Source organism: Pseudomonas phoenicis (genome assembly GCF_047302395.1).
Classification (GTDB): Bacteria; Pseudomonadota; Gammaproteobacteria; order Pseudomonadales; family Pseudomonadaceae; genus Aquipseudomonas.
On the sequence record NZ_CP154852.1, the window covers coordinates 4,171,097 to 4,192,742 of the forward strand.

General features: G+C 61.1%; 16 protein-coding genes. 7 read left to right on the top strand and 9 right to left on the bottom strand.

The features are described from left to right. Nucleotides 1-174: 174 nt before the first annotated feature. Nucleotides 175-1,506, bottom strand: coding sequence for a tyrosine-type recombinase/integrase (locus tag AA0Z93_RS19000; RefSeq protein ID WP_413047434.1), 1,332 nt, complete (start codon nt 1,504-1,506; stop codon nt 175-177). Nucleotides 1,507-3,510: 2,004 nt separating this feature from the next. After that, a complete protein-coding gene (locus AA0Z93_RS19005) occupies nt 3,511-3,915 on the bottom strand; it encodes a DUF2251 domain-containing protein (RefSeq protein WP_413047433.1) in 405 nt (134 codons plus the stop codon). A 343-nt stretch (nt 3,916-4,258) separates the two neighbouring features. On the opposite strand from AA0Z93_RS19005, the gene AA0Z93_RS19010 reads away from it, so the two are divergent. Next, entirely contained in the window at nt 4,259-5,167 is a 909-nt protein-coding gene (locus AA0Z93_RS19010; RefSeq protein WP_413047432.1) for a LysR family transcriptional regulator, read from the top strand. On the opposite strand, the gene AA0Z93_RS19015 is transcribed toward AA0Z93_RS19010, so the two are convergent. The 5 genes from AA0Z93_RS19015 to AA0Z93_RS19035 form a co-directional block, all read right to left on the bottom strand. Further along, nucleotides 5,153-5,932: a substrate-binding domain-containing protein gene (locus AA0Z93_RS19015; RefSeq protein WP_413047431.1), complete on the bottom strand. Its 780-nt coding sequence runs from the start codon at nt 5,930-5,932 to the stop codon at nt 5,153-5,155. The two genes, AA0Z93_RS19010 and AA0Z93_RS19015, sit on opposite strands and share 15 nt — an antisense overlap. 18 nt (nt 5,933-5,950) lie before the next feature. After that, nucleotides 5,951-7,249: an MFS transporter gene (locus AA0Z93_RS19020; RefSeq protein WP_413047430.1), complete on the bottom strand. Its 1,299-nt coding sequence runs from the start codon at nt 7,247-7,249 to the stop codon at nt 5,951-5,953. 562 nt (nt 7,250-7,811) lie between these two features. Further along, nucleotides 7,812-8,135 carry a DUF6555 family protein gene (locus AA0Z93_RS19025; RefSeq protein ID WP_413047429.1) on the bottom strand — a complete coding sequence of 108 codons (324 nt, stop codon included), beginning with the start codon at nt 8,133-8,135 and terminating at the stop codon, nt 7,812-7,814. Between the two features lie 143 nt (nt 8,136-8,278). Next, complete coding sequence (locus AA0Z93_RS19030; RefSeq protein WP_413047428.1) at nt 8,279-9,451, bottom strand: zinc-dependent alcohol dehydrogenase; 1,173 nt, start codon at nt 9,449-9,451, stop codon at nt 8,279-8,281. A 102-nt stretch (nt 9,452-9,553) separates the two neighbouring features. Next, nucleotides 9,554-9,763 (bottom strand): general stress protein, encoded by a 210-nt coding sequence (locus AA0Z93_RS19035; protein ID WP_413047427.1) that lies wholly within the window; start codon nt 9,761-9,763, stop codon nt 9,554-9,556. Between the two features lie 312 nt (nt 9,764-10,075). Here AA0Z93_RS19035 and AA0Z93_RS19040 point away from each other — a divergent pair, with 312 nt between their 5' ends. Continuing rightward, nucleotides 10,076-14,206 carry a CheR family methyltransferase gene (locus AA0Z93_RS19040; RefSeq protein WP_413047426.1) on the top strand — a complete coding sequence of 1,377 codons (4,131 nt, stop codon included), beginning with the start codon at nt 10,076-10,078 and terminating at the stop codon, nt 14,204-14,206. Nucleotides 14,207-14,262: 56 nt separating this feature from the next. On the opposite strand, the gene AA0Z93_RS19045 is transcribed toward AA0Z93_RS19040, so the two are convergent. Continuing rightward, nucleotides 14,263-14,814 (bottom strand): ATP-dependent Clp protease proteolytic subunit, encoded by a 552-nt coding sequence (locus tag AA0Z93_RS19045; RefSeq protein ID WP_413047425.1) that lies wholly within the window; start codon nt 14,812-14,814, stop codon nt 14,263-14,265. Nucleotides 14,815-15,158: 344 nt separating this feature from the next. On the opposite strand from AA0Z93_RS19045, the gene AA0Z93_RS19050 reads away from it, so the two are divergent. Genes AA0Z93_RS19050 through AA0Z93_RS19060 form a run of 3 tightly spaced genes read left to right on the top strand, consistent with a single transcriptional unit; the run spans nt 15,159 to nt 18,126 of the window. Beyond that, nucleotides 15,159-15,944: an endonuclease/exonuclease/phosphatase family protein gene (locus AA0Z93_RS19050; protein WP_413047424.1), complete on the top strand. Its 786-nt coding sequence runs from the start codon at nt 15,159-15,161 to the stop codon at nt 15,942-15,944. Next, the gene (gene clsB, locus AA0Z93_RS19055; protein WP_413047423.1) at nt 15,941-17,164 is read left to right on the top strand and encodes a cardiolipin synthase ClsB; all 1,224 of its coding nucleotides are present in this window, start codon (nt 15,941-15,943) and stop codon (nt 17,162-17,164) included. Before AA0Z93_RS19050 ends, clsB begins: the two co-directional genes overlap by 4 nt. Continuing rightward, nucleotides 17,164-18,126: a lysylphosphatidylglycerol synthase domain-containing protein gene (locus tag AA0Z93_RS19060; protein ID WP_413047422.1), complete on the top strand. Its 963-nt coding sequence runs from the start codon at nt 17,164-17,166 to the stop codon at nt 18,124-18,126. The genes clsB and AA0Z93_RS19060 overlap by 1 nt, the downstream gene beginning before the upstream one ends. A gap of 27 nt (nt 18,127-18,153) precedes the next feature. On the opposite strand, the gene AA0Z93_RS19065 is transcribed toward AA0Z93_RS19060, so the two are convergent. Further along, on the bottom strand, nt 18,154-18,846 hold the full coding sequence (locus tag AA0Z93_RS19065) for a tRNA (adenine(22)-N(1))-methyltransferase (protein WP_413047421.1): 693 nt from the start codon (nt 18,844-18,846) through the stop codon (nt 18,154-18,156). Nucleotides 18,847-18,996: 150 nt separating this feature from the next. Between AA0Z93_RS19065 and AA0Z93_RS19070 the strand changes: the two genes are divergently transcribed. Continuing rightward, a complete protein-coding gene (locus AA0Z93_RS19070; RefSeq protein ID WP_413047420.1) occupies nt 18,997-19,377 on the top strand; it encodes a RidA family protein in 381 nt (126 codons plus the stop codon). 98 nt (nt 19,378-19,475) lie between these two features. Further along, nucleotides 19,476-21,623, top strand: coding sequence for a TonB-dependent receptor domain-containing protein (locus tag AA0Z93_RS19075; protein ID WP_413047419.1), 2,148 nt, complete (start codon nt 19,476-19,478; stop codon nt 21,621-21,623). Nucleotides 21,624-21,646: the final 23 nt, after the last annotated feature.

The following is a 21,646-nucleotide window of genomic DNA, read 5'->3' on the forward strand; positions in this document are numbered from 1 at the left end:
TACGGGTCTATGCACCAATGCCATACCAAGCAGCGCAGCTTATCCCTTAGCAACTTGGCACTGATGTATTCAACTGTTTGAAGTTGGTTAGCACAGTCGCGACTGACTGTGTTCGGCTGATTTAGGCTCCAATGCCGCCTGGTAAAGATAAGTGCTATGGACGCGATGGGATTGTTAACCCCTGTCGCGCATGCCCACGCCACGCACAGAGAGACTACGTTCTTGATCGTGCGAGTGGTAATAGACGTTCTGAGTGGTGCTGAGACTGCTATGGCGCAAGTCCATCTGCAGATCCTTTGGACTCCGCAGCGGCGCGTCAAAAGTTGCAGAAGTATGCCGCAGCCAGTGCGCAGACGCTGCACGCAGGCTATTCATCTCGTGTTCTTCGCGCTCCTCATCGCGCATTCGCGCGACGGCGTTATCGAACACTGATTGGAGGAGGGCGCGTACTTGTCGCCCCGACAGCCCTGAGCGACCTCGAAGAGTAATAAGCAGAGGCGTCTGCTCGTTCCATTCCGGCAACGGCGAAAGGCCAACAAACCGGCGGTAGCGCTTCAGGTACTTGGAGACGTACTCATCCCTGACTGCGACCTTACCGGCCTTGTTGCCTTTCCCGATCACGTGGTACCACCAGTTGCCCTCTGGATCCTGGCGAAAATCACCCATGACCGGGTGCCAGTTCGGCCGGCCAACGATGTCGGAGACCCGGAGATACATGGCAAACAGTGTGGCGACGATGAATAGAGTGCGCTCGTGTCGCTCAGGCTCATCCTGGGCCATCCGTTCAGCGGTCTCCAGCACATAGTCCCACTGCAAGGGCGTCAGGGCGCGATTCGAGCCTTCCTCTTGTGGCGTTCCACGGTTGAGGGTGCGCTTCTTTATCATCCGGAAAGGGTTCGCCGCAGCTGTCCCGTCTTCGATCATGTACTCAAAGAACCGGCTGCAGATCGTGTAGATCTGATTGAGGGTACTCGGAGAAGGCTTGTACCGACTGACGCTCGCAGCCACGCAAGGCTCTGCATCCTTGGAGGTAGCGTCTGGCCCTGACTTCAGCTCATTCAATGAGTCCTTGGATTGCTTCAGGCTGAATGGCCTCCATTTCTTGTTGGGCATGACACGATCACCCCAAGCGGATTCGGTCTGATCGCTGGTCACGAAACGGCCGCGTACGACCGGGCCAATCCAGTCTGCTGGAGGATTACGGCAGAACTCCAGGTAGTCTTCCGCATCCTGGCGTTTGAGCTGGTCAAAAGGCTTCTGCTTGATGATGAGAGCCCACAGCAGCAGCCGCTCAACATGGGTTCTATAAGAAGTGAATGTCAGGCTGTTATCCGAGAACGCTCTCAGAAAGTCACGGGCTGTTAGGTAGCCCTTGATGGCGTCTACTGAAGCTGAAAATTTCTCGATGTATTCACGAACGCAAGCCATACCAGGTGTACGCAAGCTAAAGTCCAAATCAATGAAGATCTCATAGGACTCGAAAAGAGGCATTGGCTGCGTAGACATTGTGTGCGTTACCGTATGGTTTTGCTGTAGTAAGAAACTTCCAGTAATGGAAGTAATTGGAAGTTAGGGCAGGGTGGTTGCATCTGCTTGTGTTTTTGCTTCTGCATTTTTCGGCTCCCCTAACCTAAACTGATTGACATTGATCGATGTTAGCCCTTGATGGTCTTTGTTGCAACTTTCCCTGCTCAACGGCAAGAGTTCCAGTTATCGCTTAACAAATTTTTAGCATGACTATTTGGTCGCATGGTTTTTCCACTAATTATTCTTTGGGTATGGTTTTGGTTTTTTGGTTTTGGGTTCTAGTTTTTGTTTTTTGTTCTTTGGGTTGAGTTAGGCGTTAATTGTCATGCCTCGATCACTGACACTCCGTGTTTTGGGGTTTTGGTCTATATAGGCATTTAAGTAAATATTGGCTATTGCCCGGTTTGGGCCGGCGCTTCGAGCTTGGCAGGGGCTCTGGTATAGCCGGGCTTTCTGGTCGCTGCTTTTTTTGCTGGTTGCTGGAGTGTGTTGAAGTCGCTGGTGGTGCCGGTTCGAGGCACACGCTGAGTACCAATTTTTGGAAAACGCAGGTGAACGTTTGAAGGCCTCACTTGAGAGCACCGATCTAAAGAATGAGTGGAAAATCGCGAATGGTTTTTCCATTCAAAGATTTAAATGGAAAAACCATTTGGAATGTCCACTCATTTCTTTGGATTTTGGGAAGTGCCCGGTTTCCGGAGGCTTCAGGGCTTTCTTGGTGAAATGGGCGTATGGATTTTCCTTTCATTGTTTTAAAGGATGGCCGCAAAAATCTCAGGAAACGCCGATCGGCCGTACGGCGTTCTCGCCTTGATTTGCATTCAATTGAGCGTGATTTGGATCAGCAGGAACGCCGGCGAGCATTGCTGTGCGCAATTAGGTGGATAATGTGCAGGCCAGGAGCCACAGGGGTTTGAGGGGATCTAGCAGCTGCGGATAACTCCGGTTCAGGGCGTTCTGTTTGTTTCTGTCCAGGGCTGCCGATTGCTAGATAGAGCATGTCGGGCGGGTCGGTGTTTTGATGGAATGTCCACTCATTACGTCTCAGGGATTGGTGGGTCGGAATGTCCACTCAAACCTTCAAATTGCCCTGGAACCCTTGTCCTACGCGGGCTCCAGGATTGGTGAGGTTTCGTATCGTCAAAACTGATTCCACTAATTCCTCCTTGGGCAAGGGAGCTATTCCATTTAGAGCGATTTATTGAAAAGTTATATAAATCAGCAGGTTAGGATTTCGTGGTGGAGGAATTTTTCCACTCATTTCGTTGAAAGAACCGGCCAGATCAGAGAGTTGGATGTGCTGAGGCGCCCGGAATGCAAGGGCTTGAGGGTGCTGGAGGGGACTTTCCACTCAAAACGCGATTGGCGCAATTGACGCGGTGTTCGACAGCAAGGCCTAAAACTAAATGACCGGGGAGAAGAACGAAATAATACCCTATTTAACATAATGCACATTATGCGCATCCGGCGATTGTGCTTTAGGCAAGTGTGAGTAGACCGCGTAAACCAGCTATCACCCTTAACCAGACCCAACGCTATAACAGCATCCACCTAACGAAGCTTTGCCTACTCCTGCAGGTGCCCAAGTAATCAGATGCGACGCAGGCCCCAAGATTGATCGCCCCAATCAGAAATCCAACCGTTGCAAAACTTTCAAGGCTTCCTAGCAGAACTCACGCCTCGTTCATCGAGCGAATCCCATCATTCACTGGAGCTCACCATACCTGGCTACGCCAGCAACCATCAGGACCCATCCCCGAACTGAATACATTGGCAGCTGGATTTCAGCGACAAAGCCTCAGGCTCAACCTACAGCGTCAGCCAAGTCATACGAGCAACGTTAGCGCTCGAAAAACTCAAAACCGCCGAGTCTTAACCAACCAATCCTCAATTCAGCCCGCCCAAAGCGCGTCGAAGCCTCTCGTTAGCGTTGGCAATCGAGCCTTCAATCCGCATGCATCCACCAGACGACTGCCGATTGCCTTACTCGAACAAACCCAGTGCCTCATCCGTCCATTGATGTCCCGACCGCGACCACAACGTACCCGACGCCTCCGGAAATCCACTGCGGCAATATCCACGCTTGCTCTCGAAATCGAACACGGCATGGGGATAATCGTTGATCAACAACACTGCTTTACGATGATCCTCCGACCAACCTACACGCAGATTGGAAGGCCTATCCCGATCTGAAATCTGCTGCACATCGTAAATGTGCAAGGCATCTTGGATAGGCTCATTGTCGTTGGTCGCATCGAGCGCATAGAAATAGGCGGTTTCGCCGTCGTCTTCGAATACCACGGCGTTCGGGCCTTCAGTCGCTGGAGCTTCAACCACCAGCGCAGTGCCAGGCAGGAGTTCGTGGTCGGCAGCCAGATAAATGGGCATGAAAAGTATCCTTTACTAACGTTCGTGGCTCGATAAAGGCTGATCGAACCTGTTTGGGCGCGGATCTACAACGGGTCTTGAGCTGGCCTCACTCTCTCCGCCCAACAAGGTATCCACGGCTAACTCGACTAAATATTCATTTAGTCGAATTAACCTGTATGTGCCCAAGGTGCAGTCAATACGTCTCGACGCGTTTAGGCGCATCTACCCTAGCCTTTTATCCAACGTCCCACCACCGCAATACCGTTCGGCACCGACCTGCATTGGCCCACGATGATCAACTCACGTAAAGTCGGCCCCCAACCTCGAGCCCTAGGCTCACTCCCAATTCGTGGGCCCCCTTATGTCCCTCAATTTCGATCTCAACGACCTCCTGGCCTTCCGCGCCGTCGTCGAACACGGCAGCTTCCGCAAGGCCGCCGAAACGATCTCCATCACCCAGCCGGCGCTGAGCCGGCGTATCGAAAAGCTGGAAACCGCCCTGAACGTCAAGCTCCTGGTGCGCACCACGCGCCGGGTCGACCTCACCAGCGTCGGCCGCGCCTTCCTTCCACGCGCCGAGCGCATTCTCGATGAAGTCGACAGCGCCTTGATGACCCTGGGCGACAGCAGCTTCATGATGACCGGCAAGGTCACCATCGCCTGCGTGCCCTCCACCGCCTATTACTTCATGCCGACGGTGATCAGTGCCTTCCACCGCGCCTACCCCAACATCAACGTGCGTGTGTTCGATGCCAGTGCCAACGACGTCAACACGGCCGTGGCCTTCGGCGAGGCGGATTTTGGCTTGAGTTTCACTGGCAACCTGGCGCCGGAGCTCGAGTTCGAACGCCTGCTGCACGAGCGCTATGTGCTGGCCTGCCGCAAGGACCATGCCTTGGCAAGCTACGACAGCGTCACCTGGGAAGAGATGTTCACCCATGACTACATCGGTCTGGACAACACCTCCGGCAACCGCCTGCTGCTCGACCAGGCACTCTCGACCCTGCGCCCTGCCCGCCCCAGCGTGTGCATGACGCGGCACGTCACCACCATGCTGGGCTTGGTCGAAGCGGGTCTTGGCGTTGCGGCAGTGCCATCGATCGCCATGCCCATCGGCGATCACCCGATGCTGGTGAGCGTGCCGCTGGTAGAGCCGCAGGTGTACCGCGATGTGGGAGTGATCAAGCGCCGGGGTCGAACGCTGACCCCGGCGGCATTGGAGCTGGAAACGCGGATCCGTGAGATGCAGCCTACTTCAGTGGGGGACTGAATCCAGGCCGGTGGCTTGCACGGTAGGCTGTACGGCAGGGGACGCCAGGTAATCGAGCAACGCTTTGGCCTGCTTGGGATGGTCGGCGTTGACCGGGATGCCGGCGGCGAAACGGGTCACCGATTGCAGGTCTTCCGGGATCTTGCCCACGAAGGACGCCCCTTCCACCGGAAGCAGTTCCGCGACCTGCTGGAAACCGAGCTGATAGTCGCCCTTCGCGACCACCGAGCCCACAGGCGTACGTTCGATCATCTTGCTCTTGGGCTTGAGTTGCGCCTCGATGCCCAGCTTCTTGAACAGCTCCCTCTCGATGTACACGCCACTGGCACTGTCCGAATAGGCCACCGACTTGGCGCCGAGCAGCACTTGCTTGAGCTCGGCATCCGTGGCGATCGACGGCTTGGGCGCGCCGGCCTTGACCGACATGCCGATGCGCGAATCGGCCAGCTCCACCCGCGACGCGGGGTCGACCTTGCCTTGCTTGATCAACTCGTCCAGCGCATAGCCGACCATGATCACCACGTCGGCGTGCTCGCCACGGGCCAGGCGATTGGGGATCGCCTCGGCGGCCTGGCCCATGGAAGGCCCTGAAATCGTGGTGAGCGTGTCACCCGATTGCTTGGCGTACTGTGGCCCCAGGCGTTGATAGGCGGCAGAGAAACCACCCGAGGTCATGACGTTCAGGGATTCGGCATGCGCCGTTCCGGTAAGGGCTAAGCAGGCCAGGAAGAAGGTGGCCAAAGGTGTTTTACGCAGTGCGTGCATAAATGCTTTTCCTGATGATCAAACGGCGAGACGGGGTTGCGCGGCCAGCCGGCGGTACAGAACCAGCGTGGCGCACAAGGCGCAGGCGGCGGCGAATGTCACCCAATAGGCAGGCGCTGCCTTGTCGCCGGTCAGATGGATCAGCCAGGTCGACATGGCTGGGGTAAAGCCGCCGAACAGTGCGGTCGCCAGGCTATAAGCCAGGGAAAAACCGGCCACCTTCACTTCCGGCGGCATGATCTCGGTGAGTGCCGGAATCATCGCGCCGTTGTACATCGCATACAGGAACGAGAACCACAGCAACACTTCGAGCATGTGCGAGAAACTTGCGGCCTGGGCCAGGTACGACAACGCCGGATACGCGGTGAACACGGTCATCACGGTCATGGCCACCAGCATCGGTTTGCGGCCGAAACGGTCGCTGAGCATGCCGCCGATGGGCAACCAGAAGAAGTTCGAAACGCCGACCAGCAACGTCACCAGCAAAGCATCGGTAGTGCTGAGGTTGAGCACGGTCTTGCCGAAGGTCGGCGCGTATACGGTGATAAGGTAGAACGCGCTGGTGGTCATCGCCACCATCAGCATGCCAGCCAGCACGATGCCCCAGTTGCTGGCGAGAGTGGCCATCACCTGTCTCATGGTCGGGCGATGGGTGCGCTTGGCGAAGGCTTCGGTTTCCTGCAGGTTGCGGCGCAGCAGGAAGATGAACGGAATGATCATGCAGCCTACGGCGAACGGGATACGCCAGCCGCCTTCGCTGATCTGGGTCGGCGTCATCCACTGGTTCAAGCCATAGCCCAACGCGGCGGCGACGATGATCGCCACTTGCTGGCTACCGGACTGCCAACTGGTATAGAAGCCCTTGCGTCCAGGCGTGGCCATTTCCGACAGATAGACCGAGACGCCGCCCAGCTCCGCACCGGCCGAGAAGCCCTGCAGCAGCCGGCCGACCAGGACCAGTGCCGGTGCCCACAGGCCGATGCTGGCATAACCGGGCACCAGCACGATCAGCAGCGTACCGCTGGCCATGATCGACAAGGTCACGATCAACCCTTTGCGCCGGCCGACATCGTCGATATAGGAACCCAGCACCACGGCGCCCAGCGGCCGCATGAGGAACCCTGCACCGAAGACGGCGAAGGTCATCATCAACGAGGCGAACTCGCTGGAAGCTGGAAAGAATGCGTTGGCGATCTGCGTGGCGTAGAAGCCGAACAGAAAGAAGTCGAATTGTTCGAGGAAGTTGCCTGAGGTGACGCGGAACACAGCTGCGGCTCGGGATCGGGCAGAACCCGCAGCGGAAGGTGAAGCATGCATGGTCGTTCTCCAGCGATATTCTTGAAATGCTTGTTACGCTTGATGCTGAAGTATGAATGACACATCTTGAAACGATTAGTGCTAGTTTTTCATGGGTTGATGCATGCTGCTTATCAATTACTGCCTGAGGCTAGCTTTGTTTCCTCTGTTCTCAGCTGCAATTGGGACCACTGCCCTTACCTCCCATTGCCTCTCTTCACCTGCAAAAGCATCGAGGACATGCGCAAATTCAACCTGACAAGCTCGACAGTTGGCTCAGGCCGGCCTTCCGATAGGCTCGAACGCTCGCTGTGTGGAGAAAGTGACGAGCACAACGGTTCCGCGCCTTAACTTGATGCGGCGTGGTTAAGGACCAATCTCATTCGAGCGCAGCGTTCACGCTAAGGCAGGCTGTGGGGTAGCCACAAGATCGTTGTACTGCGTCAGGGCAGAAAAACCGGAAGAGATGAAGAACGATGCACGTAAGACGTTGCGTCAACGGCATCGAGATACTTGAAGCATCAGGCCCCTGCCAAGGCGGAAAATATGCCGGACATGCGCATACCCGCAGAGGCCGGTGACATCAGGCCAGAACGGTCGTTTCGCCGCCGCTCGATACGTCTTCCCCACCACCGCGCTTGTGCGACACAGGGGCTTGACCGCCTGGCTGGGTTTCACGGCTACCGGACAGACGCCAATGCACCTCGGTAATGCCATAGCGCTCGGCCATCGGCCGGCTCACTTTGCGAATCTTCTCACGACCGAACTTGGGGATGATCCCGATCCCGGCGTCACAGCTAGCCCAATGCCACGCCTCTGCATTGTCCATACGCTCAAGACGGATAATGAAACTGCGCTCTTGGTCATGCAGTCGGTAGTCGATGATATAAAGCTGTGGAGCTGGCATCGAAGGGCCCTCCTAATTCTCCATGGATGACGTGTGGTTGATCGACGGAGTTCGGGAAAATTCAAAAGAAATCGACGCGCCTGTACCAAAGGCCTGATGGCGATGTGCCGGTTATCAGGCCGTGGTCTGGATCAGGAGAATGGTCAGCTGCCCAACTGCAGCACCACCTTGCAGCAACCATCGCGTTTTTCGTCGTACATCTCGTAGCCGCGCACGGCATCTTTGAGCGGCAACCGGTTGGTGATCAGCCTCTCGGGATGCAGTTTGCCGGCCAAGAGGTGCTCGCAGAGTTCTGGCAGATGCTTATGGACGTGGGTCTTGCCCATGTGGAACGACAGACCTTTGTCGAACGCCGCCCCCAGTTGCAGGCTGTGCATCAACCCCGAATACATGCCCGCGACACTGACGATGCCGCCACGGCGCACGGCTTCGATACATTGGCGCAGCGCCTTGCCGCTGCTGCCCTCGAAACCGAACATGTTCATCACCGACTCCAGCGTGGTGCCGCTGGCTTCGAAACCCACCGCGTCGATGACGGCGTCGACGCCACGCTCGCCCTCGGTCTGTTTGAGGATGGTCCGCGCGGCATCTTTGTCGTGATAGAAGTTGATCGGAATCACGCCATAGGTATCGGCCGCGAACTTGAGCCGGTAACTGTATTCGTCCACCAGAAAGATCTGCCCTGCGCCCAGCATGCGCGCGCATTCGGCTGCCAACAGGCCGACCGGCCCGGCACCGAAGATGGCCAGCGAAGAGCCTTCGCCGACCCTGGCATTGAGCACGGCCTGCCAGGCGGTCGGCAGGGTGTCGGAGAGCAGCAGTGCCGCCTCGTCGGAGATGCCGTCGGGTACCTTGAAGGCGTTGACGTTGCCCTTGGGCACGCGCACGTATTCGGCCTGTCCGCCTGCCACGCCGCCGTACAGGTGCCCGTAGCCGAACAGCGCGGCCCCGCTGTGGGTGGGGTGCTCGCCGGAAATGATCGTGGGTGTGGGGTTCGTGGTTTCGCAGGCCGCGTACAGCTGTTGCTTGCAGAAGTAGCACTCGCCACAGGCGATGATGAACGGCACCACCACCCGATCGCCCTCGGCCACGGCGGTCACTGCACTGCCGACTTTGACCACGGTGCCCATGAATTCGTGGCCGAGAATGTCGCCTTTCTGAACGCTGGGAATCTTGTCGTGGTACAGGTGCAAATCCGATCCGCAGATACCCGAGAGCGTCACCCGCACCAGCACGTCATCGTCCTGCTGAAGGACGGGGTCCGGCACCGACAGCAACTGCAACTCACCTGCGCCTTGGTAGGTCAATGCGAGCATCGTGATTCTCCTTCAGACGAAAAAGAAACGACCCCACGGGGAAACAGATCCACGTGGGGTCTTCCATCCAGCCTAGCAAAGGCTTGGACGTTGCGTAGGCGACTACTGCGCACCACTGCCCCGATGGCTGTTCTGGCCGCCCTTGCGTCCGGCTTGAGAAGCGCGTTGCGGGTCGTTGGCGAAATTGCCACCCGAGACCTTGCCGCCTTTCTGGCCCGCGCGGGCGGCGCGGTCCGGATCGTTGGCGAAATTGCCGGCATTGGTCTGCTTGGTGCCGCCGCGTTGGCTGGGCTGCTCGGTATCGCGCGCCATGGTGTTCTCCCTACTGGCTATGAGGTCGAAGGCAGCGTCCCGGCTGCGAACGCTGTACACACTGTGAACGCGGTGCGAGCGGGATGATTGCATGACGCCTCAGGTCAGCTGACAAACGGTGCGAAGCTTCTTGCGCAGGCTGGTCGAAACGGGAAATTGCGTGCCCTTTGCCAAGATATCGAGTCCCGGCCAGGTTTGTGGCTGATGTTTACCTTTGACTGTCGTAGATCCGTCCGCAACAGACCTATACTCGCAGTCCTTTTACCTGGTGACTGCTTCCAGGATCTTTTCAGCTCGTCCAAGGCACTGCCGATGACCCCATGCTCCCCAAAGCCCACCGTTGCGGGCCCGAAGAATAAATACCTGAGCCCCAGCCACCTGGACTTTCCAGTGGTGGGCATCGGCGCCTCGGCCGGCGGCCTGAAAGCCATCTGCAGTTTTTTCGAGCACACCCCCCCCGATACCGGCATGGCCTTCGTCGTGGTCCTGCACCTGTCGCCGGACCACCACAGCCAGGCCGATCTGATCATCCAGCGCTGTACGTCGATGCCGGTGCGGCAGGTCACCGAGCCAGTGCCGATTCAAGCGAACCACATCTATGTGATCTCGCCCGCCAACCGCCTCTCCACCAACGATGGTTACCTGCGCGTACGCCGCGCCGAACGGTATGGCAGCACGCACACGGCCATCGATCTGTTCTTCCGCGACCTGGCCGACGTGCACCAGGAACACGCGTTTTGCGTGGTGCTGTCGGGCAATGGCAGTGACGGAGCCGTAGGCCTCTCACGAATAAAGGAACAAGGCGGTGTGACGCTGGTCCAGAGCCCTGACGATGCCGAATTCGAAGGCATGCCGCGTGCTGCGCTGGAAACCGGACAGGTGGACGTGATTTTGCCGGTAGCGCAGATCCCTCAAAAACTCATGGAGCTGTGGCGCACTGCGCGGCAGGTGAACTTGCCCAGAATCGACGACGATCAACGCCCTCCCGCCATGGGGACCGAGCAGGCCGACCCGGAACGCGCCGACCCCCTGCTCGACGACATCCTCGCGCAGTTGCACAACAGCACGGGGCACGACTTCCAACACTATAAGCGCGCCACCGTATTGCGCCGCCTGGAGCGGCGCCTGCACGTTACCGGTCAGACCGACCTGCGTGGCTATCTCAGCTACCTGGAGGGCCAACCCGAGGAAGCCCAGGCCCTGCTGGCCGACATGCTCATCGGCGTGACCAACTTCTTCCGCGACCGTGAAGCCTTCGAAGCGCTCGAGCGGCACGTGCTGCCCGCGCTGGTCAGCGACCGCGACGACCCGCTGGAGCATCACGAGATGCGCATCTGGTCCGCCGGCTGCTCGTCGGGCGAGGAGGCCTACAGTGTGGCCATGATGGTCATCGAGCAACTGGCCGTGGAGCAGCGCAGTGCCAAGGTGCAGGTGTTCGCCACGGACCTCGACGAGCGTGCCATCGCCCAGGGGCGCGCCGGGCTGTATACCGAGTCCATCGCAGCCGACGTCACGCCCGCACGCATTCGCCAGTTCTTCGTCAAGGAAGACCAGCACCTGCGGGTGCGCAAGGAAGTGCGGGAAAAGGTGCTGTTTGCCCGGCACAATCTGCTGTCCGATCCGCCGTTCTCGCACCTGGACCTGGTGGTCTGCCGCAATCTGCTGATCTACCTCGACCGCGACGTGCAGCGCGAAATTCTGCGCATGTTCCATTATGCGCTACGCCCGGGCGGCTACCTGTTCCTTGGCAGTTCCGAATCGGCCGACGTCGCCGCCGAGCTGTTCACACCCATCGACAAGCGCAACCGCATCTTCCGCGCGCGCAAGGTACAGAGCCGTGCGCGGCCTACCAGCCAGCTGCCTGCGTCGAGCGACAGCCCAGTCAGTACCGAGCCGGCCAAGGCCAAGGGCCGGCCGGGGCGCAAGCTGTCCTACGCCGAAATCCACCACCGCGCTCTGGCCCGGCGCACTCCGCCAAGCCTGATCGTCGACCCCGATGGTCATATTCTGCATATGAGCGAGGGCGCCGGGCGCTTCCTGCGGCACATGGGCGGCGAGCTTAGCCGCACCCTGCTCAACCTGGTCCTGGCGCCGCTGCGCCCAGCGCTGCGCAGCACGCTTCTGCAAGCCCAGCACACCGGACAGGCGGTGACCTCGCGCTCGGTCAACCTCGACAGCAGCCAGGTCGATATTCTGGTCCAGCCGCATACCGACGAGCCCAGCGGCAGCGAATGCCTGTTGGTGGTGTTCGAAGAGCGCGAGCCCGACCGTCCGGTAGCGGTGACCACCGGTATTCAGCAAACCGACGACATGATCCTCGCTACCCTCGAAGGTGAGCTGCAACGCACACGTCTGCAGTTGCAGGAAACCATCGAGCAGTCGGAGATTTCCAGCGAGGAATTGACCGCTTCCAACCAGGAAATGCAGGCCGTCAACGAAGAGCTGCGCTCGGCCAGCGAAGAGTTGGAGACCAGCAAAGAAGAGTTGCAGTCGATCAACGAAGAACTGCTCACGGTCAACTATGAGCTCAAGACCAAGGTCGAGGAAACCGACAAGGTCAACGACTACCTGAGCAACCTGATCGCTTCGACCGATATCGCCACGGTGTTCGTCGACCGCAACCTGCACATCCGCTGGTTCACGCCGCGTGCCACCGACATCTTCAGCATGCTACCGGTCGATACCGGACGCTCGCTGCTCGACATCACCCACCGTCTGGAATACCCAGAGCTTGCCGACGACGCACGGGCCGTGGCCGAGCGTGAAACCACCATCGAACGCGAGGTTGTTGGACGTAATCAGCACTGGTATCTGGCGCGCTTGTTGCCTTACCGCTCCAGCGAGCAGCACATCGACGGCACCGTACTGACCTTCATCGACATCAGCCAGAGCCGCGCCGCCGAAGAAAACCTGCGCCTGGGCGAAGAGCGCATGCGTCTGGTGGCCGAAAGCACCCATGAGTTCGCCATCATCCTGCTCGACGAGCACGGTGTGATCACCGATTGGAACACCGGCGCTGCGCTGATTTTCGGTTATGCCAAGGACGAAGTGATCGGTCGCCATTTCGAACTGATCTTCAGTGCGGACGATCGCCGTAACGGCATACCGGAACGCGACCTGCGCCAAGCCAGACACCAAGGCCGGGGCCAGGATGAACGCTGGCACGTGCGCAAGGACGGCAGCCGCTTCTACTGCAGTGGCGAAGTCACGCAGTTGGCCGGCAACCGTCTGGCCTATGTCAAGATCGCCCGCGATCTGACCGGGCACAAGCGCCTGCACGACGAGCAAACCAAACGCCTGGCCGAATCGCAGAACAGCAGCCATCTGAAGGACGAGTTCTTCGCGGTCATGTCCCACGAGCTCAAGCACCCGCTCAATCTGATCCAGCTCAACGCCGAAATCCTGCGCCGCCTGCCACTGTTGAGCGGTGCCAGCGCCGCCAGCAAGGCAGTAGGCGTGATTTGCGAAGCGGTGACCAGCCAGGCGCGGATCATCGACGATCTGCTCGACGTAGCCCGCATCCGCACCGGCAAGCTCAAGCTCAAGACCCAACCCGTGGACCTGTGCGCCATCTTGCGCGGCATCCATGCCGTGGTGCAGAGCGAGCAATACCCGTGCAGCGTCATCCTCGATCTACCGGCCAGCCAAAGCGCTGTGTACATCGACGGCGACAACACGCGCCTCGAGCAGATCATCTGGAACCTGCTCAACAATGCCATGAAATTCAGCCCTGCCCGCAGCGACATCCATATGGTGCTGTCGAGCCGCGACGGCTGGGCGCAGCTGGACGTGATCGATCACGGCATCGGCCTGAACCCGGAGAGTCTGGAGAGCATTTTCGAGCTGTTCAGTCAGGCCGAACCGCCGATCGCGCCGCTCGGACGCGAAGGGCTGGGGATTGGCCTGTCGTTGGTGCGCCAGCTGGTCGAAGCGCACGGAGGCAGCGTGGTGGCCAAGTCCGCAGGGCTAGGCCACGGGTGCACGTTCACCGTACGCCTCGAATGCTGTCAAAACCAACCACAGGCGGATGCACGCACCAGTGACGAGCAAGAGGCCGGGCGTCTGAACGGCGTGCACGTACTCCTGGTAGACGACTCACCCGACGTGCTCGATGTCATGCAGCAACTACTGGAAATGGAAAGCGCCGAGGTCACTGCATTCAGCGATCCGACTCAAGCTTTGGCCGCAGCCGGCACCGGCAACTACGACATCATTCTCTCCGACATCGGCATGCCGGGCATGGATGGTCATGCGTTGATCGGGGCATTGCGCAAGTTGCCACACCTGCGCAATACGCCTGCAATCGCTCTGACTGGCTATGGTGCCAGTGCCGACCAGCATAAATCGCGGCAGTCTGGCTTCGATCGGCATCTGAACAAGCCCGTAGGCTATGACGAGTTGGTCGACACCATAGAGTCACTGAATGCCAGCCAGCCTTACTGAGCCCAAGCGAGGGGCCGCCCGTGCTGCCGTTGGCTTGCAGGCTCTGGCCGAGAGGGTCAGGCATGCACGCTCCACTGCACCGCATCCATTTCGATCGGCAATTCGTCGATCTCGGTGAGCATGCCGCTCGCCAGGCCCTCCTTGGGGCTGAGGATACGTGGGTGGGACATCAGATGGCGGGGCACGTCCAACGGCTCGGCCGCGCCTGCCGTGCGCTCGGCGACGATATCGGCATACAGCCGCAGGTCGTAGTCGAGGCTCATGGCGTATTCGGCCATGCGACCATGGTCGACCGAGCCGTGCAGCGTCCAGTGGAACGGGTGGAAGAGGAACTTGCTGTAGGTGCAGGCCGTACGGCGTTCGCCGGCCAGGAAAAGAATGTTGCCCATCGACTCCACGGTGCCCAGGTTGTGGGTGTGCACCGGGATCGGCAGCGAGCGCAGAAAGTTGTACAGGGTGAAGCCGTAGCTGCACTCGCCACCCATGGTCGCGACGTTGATCTGGATGAGCGTGGCACCTTGCTGTAGCGCCTTGGCACAGGTGTTGATGAGGTTGCCGCAGGTCGATGAGTTGATCGGCCCGGTGTAATGGATGATGTGTCTGGCCATGTGGGCCTCCGTCAGGGCGGGTGGCGGGAACGCGTCTTCGGTGGAATCGCGCGGCTGGGCAAAGTTCCACCGGCCCTGGGGTGCACTGGGCTCGGGCGGAATATTTCGTGGACGCCGCCGCTTGCCTGCGCACTGCCCACGGCGGCTAGCGGTCGACGATGGCTACAGCCGGCAGCTGATTGCGCCGCCTGGTGAACCTCGTGGACCCGGCGCAGGTCGATGCCATATCGACTTCTGGAGACTTTCCGCGTGCGAGAACCCCGCCTTGCCCCCCGCCGCTGCCCATCAGCCACCCCCTGCGTGCGAACGTGGCGGACAGCTACGCATACGCCCGGGGTAGCCCCATGACCGCTCGCAGCGCACAAGCCGACCCCGCTGCGGCCGCCGTTACGGCGGTCAACCGCCTCAATGTGCTGACGCTCAACGTGCACAAGGGCTTCACCCCCTTCAATCGACGCTTCATCCTGCCCGAGCTGCGTGACGCAGCCCGCGCCACGCAAGCCGATCTGGTGTTTCTGCAAGAAGTACACGGCAGCCACCGCGAGCACGCCGAACGCCACCCGACCTGGCCCCAGGCGCCGCAATACGAGTTCCTGGCCGACAGCATGTGGCCGCAGTTCGCCTACGGCCGTAACGCCGTATACCCCCATGGCGACCACGGCAACGCACTGCTGTCGAAATTCCCCATCACCTCCTACGACAACCTCGACGTGTCGGTGCAAGGCAACGAGCAGCGCGGCCTGTTGCACTGTCGCCTGGAAGTGCCGGGCCATGACGAAGTGCATGCCGTGTGCGTGCATCTGGGCCTGCGCGAAGCGCACCGCCAGCGCCAGGTCGGGCTGCTGCTCGAATTGCTCGACAGCCTGCCGTCCAGCGCGCCGGTGATCATCGCCGGCGACTTCAACGACTGGCGGCTCAAGGCCGACGCGGTGCTGTCCGAGCGCTTGATCGAAGCCTTCGGCGAGCGTTATGGCACCCCGGCGCGCAGCTTTCCGGCGCGTTTGCCGCTGCTGCGCCTGGACCGCATCTATCTGCGCAACGCCATGCCGAGCGGCGCGCAGGTGTTGTCCAAATATCCGTGGTCGCATCTGTCGGACCACGCCCCACTCGCTGCGCAGGTACTCCTATGAAACGCCCCTGGGCACCAGGCAACAAAGTCGACCTGCTGATCAACGGCGAGCAATTCTACCCACGTGTGTTCGAGGCGATCGCCCAAGCCCGTGAAGAGGTGCTGCTGGAAACCTTCATCATCTTCGACGACAAGGTCGGCCAGCAGCTGCGCCAGGCGCTGATCGACGCCGCCAGCCGTGGCGTGCGGGTCGAAGTGGCGGTGGACGGCTATGGCTCTGCCTCGCTGAGCGATGCTTTCGTCTCGTCCATGACCCAGGCCGGCGTAGGCTTTCATGCTTTCGACCCGCAACCGCGGGTGGCCGGCATGCGCACCAACCTGTTCCGCCGCCTGCACCGCAAGATCGTGGTGATCGACGGCGTGCGGGCCTTCATCGGTGGGATCAATTTCGGCATCGACCATCTGGGCGAGTTCGGGGCGATGGCCAAACAAGACTATGCGGTGGAGGTCACCGGCCCGGTCGTGACCCAACTGCATTCGGCCAGCAAGCGTCTGATGAGCGCGGTGTTGCAGCCGCCGAGCCAAGTCCACCCCCAGCTCGAGCCTACCGGCGAGGTGACGTGCGTGGTCGCCGAGCGCGACAACGGCATGCACCGCAAGGACATCGAGGCCTACTACATCGAAGGCATCCGCATGGCGCGCGAGCGGATCGTCATCGCCAACGCCTATTTCTTTCCGGGCTACCGCTTGCTGCGCGAACTGCGCAATGCGGCGCAACGTGGCGTAGAGGTCGTCCTGATCCTGCAAGGCCAGCCGGACATGCGCTGGGTGCGTGCGGTATCGCGTCTGCTCTACAACTACCTGCTGCGCCACGGCGTGCACGTCTACGAGTACATCCAGCGCCCGCTGCACGGCAAGGTGGCATTGATCGACGACGAATGGGCGACCGTGGGTTCGAGCAACCTCGACCCGCTCAGCCTGTCGTTGAATCTGGAAGCGAACCTGATGATCCGTGACCGGGCCTTCAACCGACAACTGCATGCGCATTTGCAGGAGCTGCTCGACCAGCACTGCAAGACCGTGACTCTGGAACGCATGATCCGCGGCTACTGGTGGCGCGCGCCGCTGATCTTCATCGGTTTCCACGTCACGCGTTTCTTCCCCCGCGTGGCCGGTTGGCTGCCGGCGCACCGCCAACGCCTGCAATCGTTGCAGCCGGAGGTCCGGCCCAGCACCAATACCCACGCCAACAACACCGACCTGCACGAGGGGCCGACCTGATGCCAGCCAAGCAAACCTGGATGACCTGGGGCAAGCGCGTGCTGACCCTGCTGTTCATCATCCTCATCCCCGCCCTGCTCTATTCCCTGGCACGTAACCTGGATTGGAACGAAGTGCGCGATTCGCTGATGGCCTATAAGCCCAGCACCTTGGCGATCGGCCTGGGCATCGCCGCCTGCAGCTATGCGGTGTTCGCCAGCTATGACCTGCTGGCGCGGGCCTACACCGGGCACAAGCTGCCGGCACGCCAAGTGCTGCCGGTGGCGTTCGTCTGTTACGCCTTCAACCTGAACTTCACCACCTGGGTGGGCGGCGTGGCCCTGCGTTACCGACTGTACGGCCGTCTGGGCCTGGACAACGCCACCATCACGCGCATCCTCACCCTGGGGCTGTTGACCAACTGGATGGGCTACATGCTGGTCGCAGGCAGCGTATTCGCGCTGCGTCAGGTGCAGTTGCCGGACAATTGGGCGGTCGGCGTCACCGGCCTGCAATTGATCGGCATGGCGATGCTGGCGGTGGTCGCGGCCTATCTGCTGGCCTGTGGGCTGGCCAAGCGCCGCGAATGGTCGATACGCGGACACGAGATCACCTTGCCGTCGCTGCGTCTGGCGCTGTGCCAGGTGGCCCTGGGCGGCAGCAACTGGCTGCTCATGGCCGCACTGATCTGGTGGCTGATGCCGCAGGAGGTGTTTTTCCCTTCGGTGTTCGGCGTGTTGATGATCAGCTGCGTGGCCGGCGTAGTGGCGCACATTCCGGCGGGCCTGGGCGTGCTGGAAACGGTGTTCCTCGCGCTGCTGCAAGGCCAGTTGAGCCAGGGCAACCTGGTCGCGGCCCTGCTGGGCTACCGCACCCTGTACTACCTGATCCCGCTGGTGATCGCCGTCATCACTTACCTGGTGTTGGAGAAACGCGCCAAGGCGCTGCGCAAGCAGACCGAAACGCAACCCGCTCGCCCTTGAGCTTGCCTGGATTGGCCTCGACCGAGGTCAGCCCAGCAGCTCGGTGATCCACTGCACCTGTTGCCCCACTTCCTGTCTCTTCGCCTCCGGCACGTCGCGCGCCTTGGGCCAGCTGGCCATCACCCGTCGCTTGCGTTGCAGGTTCAAGCGCCACTTGGCCAGGAACAGCGGGCTGCGCTCGGCCATCAACAGCGGGCCGAAATAGCATTCCTGCGGTGTATAGCGTGGCCCTTCGCCTCGCCGCGCCACGACGATCTCGTAGGTGAAGGCGTTTTCTTCGAGCATCTCCTCGTGGACGATGCGGTAGCCATGCTCGTTCAGCCAGCCACGGGTGACCCATTCGCGCACGTTGGGTTGCAGGACCAGCAGTTCGTTGCCGCTCAGGCGCTGGTGGTCGGCCGCGAGGATGTCGCGAATGGTTTCGCCGCCCATGCCGCACATCGTGATGGCACTGACCGCATCGTCCGGCCGCAGCACGCTCAGGCCGCTGCCCAGGCGTACGTCGATGACATCTTGCAGTTCGTGCTTGCGCACCATGCGCTGCGCCGACTGGAACGGCGTGCGCGCCACTTCGCCGGCAATGGCGCCGACGATGATGCCGCGCAGCTTCAGGGCGATGGGCAGGTAGCCGTGGTCCGAGCCGATATCGGCCAGGCGCGCGCCCTGCGGGACATGGGCAGCGACGCGTTCCAGGCGCTGCGACAATGTGTTCTCGTTCAACCCTGACCTCGGTATGCGCTTCGACTCTGTGGGGGCGCGATTCTGCGGATGCGTGGCGTGCATTACAAGCCATCACAGTCCATGGCCTCGACCGCGCCGGGCCGCTGCAGTAGGCTTGGCGGCTTTCCACTTCAGCCGGCAAGGACTTCCATGGCCCACCACGACATCACCTTCACCCCGGACAGCGATGCCGAGTCGATCTCCTCCGACGTCGCCGAATTCAACGGACTGCTGGTCACCACGCAGATCCCGACCCGCGCCGACGGCAGCCTGGAGCTGGGCGACATCGTCACCCAGTGCGAATGCACCCTGCAGGCGCTCAAGGAGGCTCTGGAGCGTGCCGGCAGTGGTTTGGACCGCGTGCTGCACCTGACCATCTACCTCACCGACATGGCCGACCGCGCGGCTTTCAACGAGGTGTACCAGCGTTTCTTCGCCAGGCCCTGGCCAGTGCGCGCTGCGGTTGGCGTGGCGGCGCTGGCTTTCGACGGCATGCGCGTGGAAGTGACCGCCATGGCTGCCAAAGCTTGACCTCGCGGCAGCCGTAGCGGCGCCAGCCGATGCTACGGCCGCCCTTTCATCGGCGCCCGGTCGCCCCTGTCACACCGCTTTCGCAGGATCCTCTTCGCATGCCCTCTTCTTTCTCCTGGCGCCGTCCGCTCACGGCGCTGCTGCCGGGCCTCGGACTATGCGGCGCCGCCTGGGCGCAGACGCCCGGGACCGTCACCTTGCTCGACCCTCTGGTCGTCACCGGCAGCTACGCGCCCAGCGCCAGTTTCGCCCTGCCGTTTTCGGTCGATACCGTCGAGCGCGAGCAATTCGCCGACGGCCAGTTGGGGGTCAATCTTTCCGAGGCGCTGAACCGGGTGCCGGGCCTGGTGGTGCAGAACCGGCAGAACTACGCCCAGGATCTGCAGATTTCCTCGCGTGGCTATGGCGCCAGGTCGGCCTTCGGCATCCGTGGGTTGAAGCTGATCAGCGACGGTATTCCCGCCAGCACCCCGGACGGTCAGGGTCAGGCCGCCTCGTTGAACCTCGACGTGGCCGAGCGCATCGAGGTCTTGCGTGGCCCGGCGTCGGCCATCTATGGCAGCAATGCCGGCGGGGTGATCCAGATGTTCTCTCGTGACGGCAGCGGCGCACCGAAGGTCGGCGCGGCGACCACGGTGGGCAGCGACGGTTTCGTGAAGAATCGCCTGTACGGCGAAGGCGGCAACGACCAGGCAGGTTTCCTCCTCGACGCCTCGCGCATGAACACCGATGGCTACCGCGACCACAGCGCCGCGCGCCGCGACCAGACCTTCGCCAAGGTGCATGTGCGCCCCGACGAGGATAGCCGTCTGGCGCTGATCGCCAGCACGCTGGAGCAGAACGGCACACAGGATCCGCTCGGACAGAGCTGGGAGGCCTATCGGCACGACCCACGCTCGGTCGCCGCCGTGGCCGAACAATACGACACGCGCAAGAGCATCCATCACCAGCAGTTGGGCATGAACTACGAGCGCGCGTTCGGCGATGCCACCTTGCAGTTCAACCTGTATGGCGGGCAGCGCAGCGTGATCCAGTACCTGTCGATTCCCAGACGCGTCAACGGCAAGCCCAATCCCGGCAACGAACGCGGCGGCGGCGTGGTCGACTTCGACCGCGCCTTCCACGGCGGCACCTTGCGCTGGATCCAACCGATCACCCGCGCGCCCGGCGAGCTGAGCCTGACCACGGGCCTTGACTACGACCAGAGCCGCGACGCGCGCCGCGGCTTCCAGAACTTCAGCGGCGACACCCTGGGCGTCAAAGGCGAACTGCGGCGCAAGGAAACCGACACCGCCACCAGCCTCGACCCTTATCTGCAAGCGCATTGGCAACTCGATCGCTGGACCTTCGACGCCGGCCTGCGCCACAGCAGCATGCGCATGGAGGTGGACGACCGCTTCCTCGACGACGGCGATTCCAGCGGCTCGAAGACCTACCAGCGTACGCTGCCCAGCTTTTCGGCGATGTATGCCTTCACCCCCGAGCTGCAAGGCTACGTCAGCCTGGGCAAAGCGGTAGAAACGCCGACCCAGGCCGAAATGGCTTACGCGTCGGGCGCCGCCGCGTCGGGCGCCGCTGCGTCGGGCGCGGCCGGAGCATTCAATTTCGGATTACAGCCGGCGACCAGCACGCAATACGAGTTGGGCCTCAAGGCCCGCCCCGACGCACAGACGCGTGTGAACCTGGCCGTGTTCGAAATCCGCACTCGCGACGAGATCGTGGTCGACGCGGCCAACAACGGCCGCACCAGTTACCGCAACGCCGGCAAGACCTTGCGCCGGGGCCTGGAGCTGAGCCTGCAGCGCGAGTTGGACCCGCACTGGCAGGCCAACCTGGCCTATACCTTGCTCGACGCCACCTACGATCAAGCCTTCGAGCAGAGCGGCGCGGTGATCGACAAAGGCAACCGGCTGCCCGGTGTGCCGCGCAACAACCTGTTCGCCGAACTGCTGTGGAAACCGCGCCCAAGCATCAGCATGGGCCTGGAAGGCCAGCTGCGCAGCAAGGTGCAGGTCGAGGACAGCAACCAGTCCCATGCGGCGCCAGGCTATGCGGTGTTCAACTGGCGCACGCGCTTCGAGCAGCGCCTCGGGCCATGGACGTTCAACCAGATGGTGCGCCTGGACAACCTGCTGGACCGTCAGTACGTCGGTTCGGTGATCGTCGGCGACCGCAACGGGCGCTTCTACGAAGCGGCGCCGGGACGTTCCTGGTACGCGGGCGCAGGGCTCGAATACCAGTTCTGAACTTCGTTTCACAAGCACGGGCC